The following is a 5,206-nucleotide window of genomic DNA, read 5'->3' on the forward strand; positions in this document are numbered from 1 at the left end:
AATTCGGGTCGATAACGGCCCCGAATACGTCAGTTCCACCCTCATGAATTGGGCTGAGAAGCAGGGCATCGCCCTGAACTACATCCAGCCCGGAAAGCCTCAGCAGAACGCCTATGTCGAGCGCTACAACCGGACTGTCCGGCACGAATGGCTGGACCTCTACATCTTTGACACCATCGAGGAGGTGCAGCAGATAGCAACCGAATGGCTATGGACCTACAACAATGAGCGCCCCAACATGGGGATCGGCGGGATCACTCCTGCCATGAAGCTGAAAAAGGCCGCGTGAATTCTACGAAACCACCCCGCCAAAACGGGGAGGATTACCATGGGACCGCGACAGGAGGCGCAGGGTGCGCTGTTCTACGACTTTTCGCTGGAAGATCATGTACCCCGAGACCATCTGCTGCGGTCGATCGATCGTTTCGTCGACCTGAGCAGCATGCGCTCGCACCTCGCGCCGTTCTACAGCCACACCTGACGTCCTTCGATCGATCCCGAGCTGCTGATCCGAATGCTGACTGATCCGGTTCATGCTTCACCGAAAGGAAGCATGAATGATCATCTCGAAAGAAATTCTGGACGAACTGCTGAAAGGCGTTGAGCGCCCAGAGGATCTGCTTGGCGATGCCGGGCTGATGAAAGAGCTAAAGATCAAGCTCATGGAACGGATGCTTGGCGCCGTTCTCAGTTGCAGCGGCCTGACCCAACCCTTGGACATTCTGCTGTGCGAAGCAGTCGTCTGACGAACAGCGTTAGAGTGGCAGCACCGAGCCCACAGCGGACTCAAACGTGCCACCAAGGGAAAACCCGATTGGTATCAAGAATGAGCGTCGTGTTAGCGGTCGACTGTTCCGCATGATCAGGTTGGCGGGTTTGTCCCGGAAGCCAGAAGGAAGGTCATATCCGCGCTTACGCCGCCTTGGCCCGAAAACTGTCCAATGCAGTCCCTGATTTCGCTCCAGGCCACATCGCGCTTTTGGTCGTCCAGGTCGGCCAGAACGGCGCGATAGGCACCAAATGCCTCCTGCATCATGGTTAGCGCGTCACCGACCGATGCGATGGACATCCGGGCGACGACCGACTCGATCCTAGTGTCGATATAACCGGCCACTTGAAAAATGTCCTCTAGTTTCGCAGGATCTGACAGAGCAAACAGCCCTGGTGAACCCGGCGGCGGCGGTGTCTTCCCGGCATGCTTTAGTGCGATCATCATGGTTCTTGAAAACAGCAGGTTTTCCTGCGGAGAGGCCACCACAAGAACCGCGAAGCGCCCGTTCTCCGCCAAGACGCTTCGCACGGCCGCGAGCGCGTCTTGAGGCGACTGGAACAGCATAAGGCCGAGTCGGCAGGTTGCTGCATCGACGCGCAACCCGCTTTCGGAAAGGTCCTCCGCCGGGCCGTGCAGCGTTTCGACATTGGTAAGCCCCGCGGCGGCGGTATTTGAGGTCACAAAGGTCAACATTTTTGACGCTATGTCGTTTGCGAAAACCCGGCCAGTCGGCCCCACACGCCTCGCGGCAAGAATCGTTTGGCTGCCGGCGCCACAGGCGAGGTCCAACACTCTCATGCCCGTCTCTACGTTGGCCGCATCCAGCATTTGTTCGGTCGCCTCGGCGGCGGCACCCATCAAAGCAGATTCCCACTTTGCCCAGCCCGGCGCGGCTGAATCCCAAATACCTTCATTTTCGTATTCGCCATTTCCGACCATCGTACCCATCCTCCCTTGGAGAGATGCGTCAGGCTACACTTCATTTCACGTTGCACAAGGGTCAAGCCAGGTCAGGAACCGAGTGCAAAGAAGTGTTTCCCACGCGATGTGGGGAGCCTGGCCGTCTGGCGCGAGCGCACCAGACAAGGGACCTCACGCAGGCGTTGCTTCGTGTGGCGAAGCGCGGACCGGCACGAAAGAAGGTCGTCCGTTTCCTTGGGTTTCTGTTTGCTTGAAGCCCCGCCGACCATAGGAGTGCGATGCGTGGCTCATTGGGACCAATGCCTTAGTGGCGTCGAGCCTTGCATTGTCTGCTTCCGGTCGCGTTTGAACTGACCTCCGGTGCGAACCGAAGTCACAAAACACGACCGGAAGCGCCTATTTGACCCCCTGCTTGAGTTCCGGAAATTCTTGCAAAATCCCTTTCCTCTGAGCGGACATCCGACAGGAATGGTCGGATGCCCGTGTGCCTTTGGGTCCGCATTGTCAGGTCGCCCGCTTCTTTGCCTTCTGCCATGCAACAAGCGCTCTGGCTTTCTGCCGTTCGGCTTGCCGCACATATCGGTTGATCGTCTCCAGTTTTCCGACGAGCCTCGGGATCCGATTGGAATTGGACGCCAACAGGATTTTCAGCGCTCCCGCTGTGAACGCGTCATGCCGCCCTTTCAGCATGGCAGCCAGGACGGCCGGGTCGTCCATGTCTTCGAAATCCAGCTTTAGGAGATTCGTCTCCCGGTGGCTCTTCGCATATCTGGCTAGTTTTGCCGCCGTCTCTCTTTCGGCGGATGTGGCGCGCTCAAGAAGAGACATTCTCGGACAATCTCATGCGCTGCACGTTATCAGGCATTTGACACCGCAGGACGTGGCGCTTGACCCGCGCGAGGGCGACACAAAAATAGAGAAAATCCAGAGGAAAACAGAGATTGAGCAGCGGACCGTAACGGCGGCGCATCAACGAGACCTTGAGGAGTCTCCGCCCGAAAGCTCAGGGGCCCGCGACCGGGCAAAATGCGAGGGCTTGCGTGTTTGCCCAAATTTTAAGCAATATCAACTCTTTTATATTTCAATCGAATACGAGAAAAACACAACTCAGGGTTGAATTTGGGTTCGTTTCGCAATCCCGCATCGAGCGAATTATCGGGTCCGGATACGGATGAACGGCGCGACGACGTCGGGCTGCGTCAGTGCTTCCCGAAAGGCACGGACCTCACTGTTCACAACCAGGTCCACCTTGATGCGGTCGCCCGCGAACGCAACGAGAGACCAAGAATGACATTGAAATACTTCAAGTCTTCAGGGAAGTCCAAGGCGTGTGTTGCCGCGATCAGTTGAATCGGCGGCGCATACCGGACACTCGCACGGATTTTTAGGACGTCTGGAACGGTGAAGGTTTTCTGATGCGGGCCGCGGCGTGAGTTATCGGCTTGGCGCGACGTCGGCCCGCGTTGGCAAACCTTCACCAAAGGCGACTTTGGCCACATCAACAACCACTGCACTGCAGCTTCTGCGAGGCAGCCATTCGTCGATGTGCACCGTCTCGGCATGTCGGTAGGCGCAAGTTAGACGCCTCAGGAGTGGGGGCAAGATTATCGCACGGGAGGGTCGCTTTACGTAAACCATTCGAGTGGCCCATAGTGAGCAAATCACATGTGGGGATGAAACGGCGACATGGTATCTGCGCATACTTGGCAACGATGAGCAGGTCGGAAAGTGTCGGCAGGATGTACGGCTTGATCTGAAGACGTTCCTGGACACCGATGACTCCCCTTGTGCGGGCAACAGTCGATCCGGGCATTAGGTCAATCGTCGGCAGCGGATCGAGCAGGGCCTTAGCTTGCGCCGAGAATATGGCAAAATTTTCCTTGTTTCGAGACATCTTACTCCTTGGCCCACAGACGCTGGGCAAGCCTGGCTTTGGCAATCACATTCCAGTCAACGGCTTCATGCCATCGAGGGGCCGCTCACCGCTTCCCGAGCGCGACGTGCCGCCTGAAGTTCCTGAATGACCTGTTCAAAAGGAAGAACAGGATCATCCTTTTCCTCTGTTGCGGACCTCGCAAGGCGCTGGAAAAACGGATTGGTTAGGGCGTTTGCTGTCCGTACCAAAAGCGGTTGGAATAGGAAAAACAGAACGGCAAACACCAGGAATGTGCTCAATAGGACCAAGAACTCGTACATGGTAGAATCCTCTTTTCAAATTCCGACGCTTTCAAACCGGCGGATACAAAGCGTGCCCCCCCTCGAACCCAATGTCCTCCGAAGAAACACTCGGCGCATCATGGTTTATGGGACGGTTTGAGCGCTGGCGACGACACCAATGCGCCGATCCGGTTAGCATTGTCCCGGCTGGGTCAACACTCCACGCCTTCCTCTAAGGACGACGGAAGCGAATCCGCACAAGACGTGTCTGACTTGGACCGGTTGCTTGCAGCGGGCTCGAAGTTGAAACCCCGCACAGAGGCAACGTTTCCGCCGAGCTCGGTTTGGACTTCGTGGCATTGAAACGCAGCCCTTCCACCATAACTCGCCATTTTCCTGCCAGATTGTCACCTCAATCTGCCTGCATCGTCCCAATGAGACTGATCGGAGGACTGACAGCAATACAACTCGGGCGATGTGTCAAAGGACCAAACCCTGAGTTCTGGAGGTAGACATGAACGTCAACCACCTTGTCAAACATGAACTCAACAAGCGGGCGCTCGAATTCGAGCACAAGGGTGACTGTGCGCCAACCATCATGCTCTCGCCGCGTGAGCTTAGCGCCATGACCTATCTGGCCAAGGGCATGACTCGGGCCCAGGCGGCTCACGAAATGGACATTTCCGAACATACCTTGCGCGTATACATCGAAGCGGCGCGCCACAAACTCGGCGCCTTGAATACAACCCACGCGGTCGCGCGCGCCTTGAGCCATGGATTGATCATCGTTTGATCGCTTCGGGAGTTTTTTATCTGCGATGCCTCAGAAACCGTGGACCATCCAGCCGCAATCGCCGCGAGCTAGCAATACCGATTCTTGCGCATCGTTGCTTTCTCCAACAAGAGCGACCGAAAAGAGAAGCGCAATTTTCTTCGGGAAGGTCGTTCTCTCCAAATCGAACCCCAGAGTCGAACGGCACGGCAAAGCAGACTCATCCGAGGGTTATTGGCCTAGAGCGTGTCGCGTTTAATCGGCCTCATAGCCTGCGGCTTTGAAGTAGTTGTAGCATTCTTCGTCCGAGAAGAGGTTGCAGACCTGTCCGACGGCGGCCCAGAGTTGGTCATAGGTTCGCGCGGCGGCCTTCCTGATCAGTGTCTTGAGTTTCGAGAAGGCCATCTCGATGGGATTCAGATCTGGGCTGTAGGGTGGCAGGAACAGGAACCATGCACCAATCGCGCGTAGGGACGCCGCTGCGGCCGGGGCTTTGTGGCTCGACAGGTTGTCGAGTATGACAACGTCGCCTTCGCGCAGCGTCGGCCCCAGTTGGGTTTCGATGTAGAGGGCGAACATTTCGG

Annotated in this window: 7 protein-coding genes and 3 pseudogenes; 6 read left to right on the top strand and 4 right to left on the bottom strand. The window is 56.7% G+C overall.

Annotated elements, in window-relative coordinates; all coding sequences use genetic code 11:
• The 3 genes and pseudogenes from BLR85_RS27715 to BLR85_RS27720 form a co-directional block, all read left to right on the top strand.
• The coding region (locus tag BLR85_RS27715; protein ID WP_139188605.1) for an integrase core domain-containing protein at positions 1-289 on the top strand (289 nt) is incomplete at its 5' end.
• Between the two features lie 39 nt (positions 290-328).
• A pseudogene (locus BLR85_RS28885) lies at positions 329-478 on the top strand (transposase); the annotation flags it as partial.
• A 79-nt stretch (positions 479-557) separates the two neighbouring features.
• Positions 558-692: pseudogene (locus BLR85_RS27720) on the top strand (IS256 family transposase); the annotation flags it as partial.
• Positions 693-862: 170 nt separating this feature from the next.
• Here BLR85_RS27720 and BLR85_RS27725 read toward each other — a convergent pair.
• On the bottom strand, positions 863-1,711 hold the full coding sequence (locus tag BLR85_RS27725; protein WP_170844817.1) for a class I SAM-dependent methyltransferase: 849 nt from the start codon (positions 1,709-1,711) through the stop codon (positions 863-865).
• Positions 1,712-2,197: 486 nt separating this feature from the next.
• Complete coding sequence (locus BLR85_RS27730) at positions 2,198-2,410, bottom strand: hypothetical protein (protein WP_139188606.1); 213 nt, start codon at positions 2,408-2,410, stop codon at positions 2,198-2,200.
• On the opposite strand from BLR85_RS27730, the gene BLR85_RS28890 reads away from it, so the two are divergent.
• Both BLR85_RS28890 and BLR85_RS30655 read left to right on the top strand, forming a co-directional pair.
• Positions 2,409-2,810, top strand: coding sequence for a hypothetical protein (locus tag BLR85_RS28890; protein WP_139188607.1), 402 nt, complete (start codon positions 2,409-2,411; stop codon positions 2,808-2,810). The two genes, BLR85_RS27730 and BLR85_RS28890, sit on opposite strands and share 2 nt — an antisense overlap.
• A 77-nt stretch (positions 2,811-2,887) precedes the next feature.
• Positions 2,888-3,043: pseudogene (locus BLR85_RS30655) on the top strand (IS30 family transposase); the annotation flags it as partial.
• 609 nt (positions 3,044-3,652) lie between these two features.
• Here BLR85_RS30655 and BLR85_RS27735 read toward each other — a convergent pair.
• Positions 3,653-3,889, bottom strand: coding sequence for a hypothetical protein (locus tag BLR85_RS27735; RefSeq protein ID WP_093165019.1), 237 nt, complete (start codon positions 3,887-3,889; stop codon positions 3,653-3,655).
• Between the two features lie 475 nt (positions 3,890-4,364).
• Here BLR85_RS27735 and BLR85_RS27740 point away from each other — a divergent pair, with 475 nt between their 5' ends.
• Positions 4,365-4,643, top strand: a complete 279-nt coding sequence (locus tag BLR85_RS27740; protein WP_093165021.1) for a response regulator transcription factor — start codon at positions 4,365-4,367, stop codon at positions 4,641-4,643.
• Positions 4,644-4,877: 234 nt separating this feature from the next.
• On the opposite strand, the gene BLR85_RS27745 is transcribed toward BLR85_RS27740, so the two are convergent.
• Positions 4,878-5,206, bottom strand: a 329-nt coding sequence (locus tag BLR85_RS27745; RefSeq protein WP_139188418.1) for a transposase, incomplete at its 5' end; no start/stop codon positions are given.

Source organism: Aliiruegeria lutimaris (genome assembly GCF_900099935.1).
GTDB lineage: Bacteria > Pseudomonadota > Alphaproteobacteria > Rhodobacterales > Rhodobacteraceae > Tropicimonas > Tropicimonas lutimaris.

Coding starts and splice junctions, on each gene's coding strand:
- BLR85_RS27725 (WP_170844817.1), bottom strand. CDS start 1,711: ATGGTCGGAAATGGCGAATACGAAAATGAAGGTATTTGGGATTCAGCC.
- BLR85_RS28890 (WP_139188607.1), top strand. CDS start 2,409: ATGTCTTCGAAATCCAGCTTTAGGAGATTCGTCTCCCGGTGGCTCTTC.
- BLR85_RS27730 (WP_139188606.1), bottom strand. CDS start 2,410: ATGGACGACCCGGCCGTCCTGGCTGCCATGCTGAAAGGGCGGCATGAC.
- BLR85_RS27735 (WP_093165019.1), bottom strand. CDS start 3,889: ATGTACGAGTTCTTGGTCCTATTGAGCACATTCCTGGTGTTTGCCGTT.
- BLR85_RS27740 (WP_093165021.1), top strand. CDS start 4,365: ATGAACGTCAACCACCTTGTCAAACATGAACTCAACAAGCGGGCGCTC.